Source organism: Sphaerisporangium corydalis (assembly GCF_025506355.1).
In the GTDB taxonomy this organism is placed as follows: domain Bacteria; phylum Actinomycetota; class Actinomycetes; order Streptosporangiales; family Streptosporangiaceae; genus Sphaerisporangium; species Sphaerisporangium corydalis.
On sequence record NZ_JANZYP010000147.1, the window covers coordinates 1 to 1,927 of the forward strand.

The following is a 1,927-nucleotide window of genomic DNA, read 5'->3' on the forward strand; positions in this document are numbered from 1 at the left end:
ACGGTGGGGCATGAGGGCCTCCGGCAGGTCGGTGTAGACGTCGCAATCCACACCGAACCCGAAGGCCCTCACCCATTACAAGAACATCAACGCCGTGTCCGCGTACTCAACCTCCGTGGTCAGTACATCTAGCCATCTGATGGGCGAGCTCGCGGAGACCGTGGACGACGTCCTGGTCATCAACAAGGGCAGGCTCGTGGCCAGCGGCACCCTCGGCGAGGTCACCGGGTCCCACCAGAGCCTGGAGGATGCCTTCTTCGCCCTGACCACCGGTGGTGCTCGGTGAGGGCGCTCGCGGCGGAGGCCTCGAAGCTTGCCTCATTGCCGACGGTGTGGATCGCGATGGCAGCCGGGGTGCTCGTGCCGAGCGTGGTCGCCGGGATCACCTCCTCCGCGGCTCTCGACGCGATCACCCGCGGCGCCGAGCGGGCGGCCGGGGTCGACATCGGCTACCAGGAGCTGGCCTTCGGCGTGGTCGGCGTGATCATCCTCGGCGTCGTCGGCATCAGCAGTGAGTACTTCACCGAGAGCGAGGAGTCCGGAGGTGGGCGACAGATCACCACGAGCCTGACGGCCGTTCCGTCCCGGCTCCGTTTCCTGCTGGCCAAGGCTGCCACGATCGCGATCGGCAGCGCGTTGCTCGCCGTCGTCGCGGTGTTCACCACCATGGGCGTCGTCCACGTGGTGCTCGGCGAGCATGCACCGGTGCTGGGCATCGAGGAGCTCCCGCGGCTGGCCGGTGTGGTCTGCTACTGGGTCTACACTTCCCTGCTGGCCTTCGGGGTCACCGTGCTCACCCGGCACGGGGTCATCCCGCTTGCCGTGCTTATCGCCAATACCTCGGTCGTCACCGTCACGTACCTGCTCACCAAGATCACGCTCCTGGCCAACTACCTGCCCGACATGGCCGGGATCCGGATGTTCATCCGGAAGATCGCGGACAACACCGTCGAGATCAGCCCCCTCGTCGGTGACCTGGTCATGACAGCCTGGGTGATGGTGCTGCTCATGATCGCCGCCGCCGTTTTTACCCGGAGGGACGCATGACACCTCGCACCCGTGGCAGGGAAGCCGCCCAGGCGCTGGCGGCTGAGCTGTCGAAGCTTGTCTCCCTGCCGTCGACCTGGCTCACGCTCGCGGGCACCCTGGCCGTCAACCTGATCCTCGCGCTCGCCTTCACGGTCGCCGGCCTGCAGGGATCGACCGGCACCATGAGCGTCATCGACATCGGGCTGGCGTCGATCAGTTACGCGCAGGCCGGCTTCGTGATCTCCGGCATCCTGGCCGCTTGCTCGGAGTACACCGGCGGGCAGATTCGCACCACGCTGACTGCGATGCCTCGCCGTACCCTCCAGCTGACGGCCAAGCACCTCGCGCTGGCGATCGTTGCGCTGCCCGCGGCGGCGGTCACGGCCGCCGCTGGCGTCATCCTCACGGCCGTGATGCTGGGTGGTACGGCTGCGCCGCTGACCTTCGAGCAGGTGGCGGGCGCGCTGAGCGGCGCCACCTGCTATCTCGTGCTGATCACGTTGGCCAGCGCGGCCGTGGGCGCTCTGCTGCGTAAGACACTCGCGGCGGTCGTCGTCCTGCTGGGGTACTTCTTCATCGTCGGGCCGCTTCTGCGCGACCGCTTGCCCGAGGTCAAGTACCTTCCAGACAGCGCCGGATTCGCGATGTGGTTCCCGATCGCCGACGCCAGCGCCGCGGTGACACCCGGGCAGGGCGCACTGCTCCTCACAGCCTGGACCGCACTTCTAATCGTCGCGGCCTTGCTTGGCTACCGCCGTCGCGACACTTGAGGGGTCAGACATCCCTGGACGTTGGATGTCAAGCGGCGAGGTCGTGGTTGCGGTGTGACCATGCGGTTGCCTGGTCGTAGGTGGTGTGGGTTTTAAGGCAGCCGTGGAGGATGCCCACCAGGCGGTTG

General features: G+C 67.2%; 3 protein-coding genes. All 3 read left to right on the forward strand.

What is annotated here, in order from left to right:
* The first annotated feature begins 94 nt into the window (after window positions 1-94).
* Genes NYZ98_RS41255 through NYZ98_RS41265 form a run of 3 tightly spaced genes read left to right on the forward strand, consistent with a single transcriptional unit; the run spans window position 95 to window position 1,799 of the window.
* The gene (locus NYZ98_RS41255) at window positions 95-286 is read left to right on the forward strand and encodes a hypothetical protein (protein ID WP_262851009.1); all 192 of its coding nucleotides are present in this window, start codon (window positions 95-97) and stop codon (window positions 284-286) included.
* A gap of 35 nt (window positions 287-321) precedes the next feature.
* Window positions 322-1,047 (forward strand): ABC transporter permease, encoded by a 726-nt coding sequence (locus NYZ98_RS41260; protein ID WP_262851005.1) that lies wholly within the window; start codon window positions 322-324, stop codon window positions 1,045-1,047.
* Entirely contained in the window at window positions 1,044-1,799 is a 756-nt protein-coding gene (locus NYZ98_RS41265; RefSeq protein ID WP_262851007.1) for a hypothetical protein, read from the forward strand. Before NYZ98_RS41260 ends, NYZ98_RS41265 begins: the two co-directional genes overlap by 4 nt.
* Window positions 1,800-1,927: the final 128 nt, after the last annotated feature.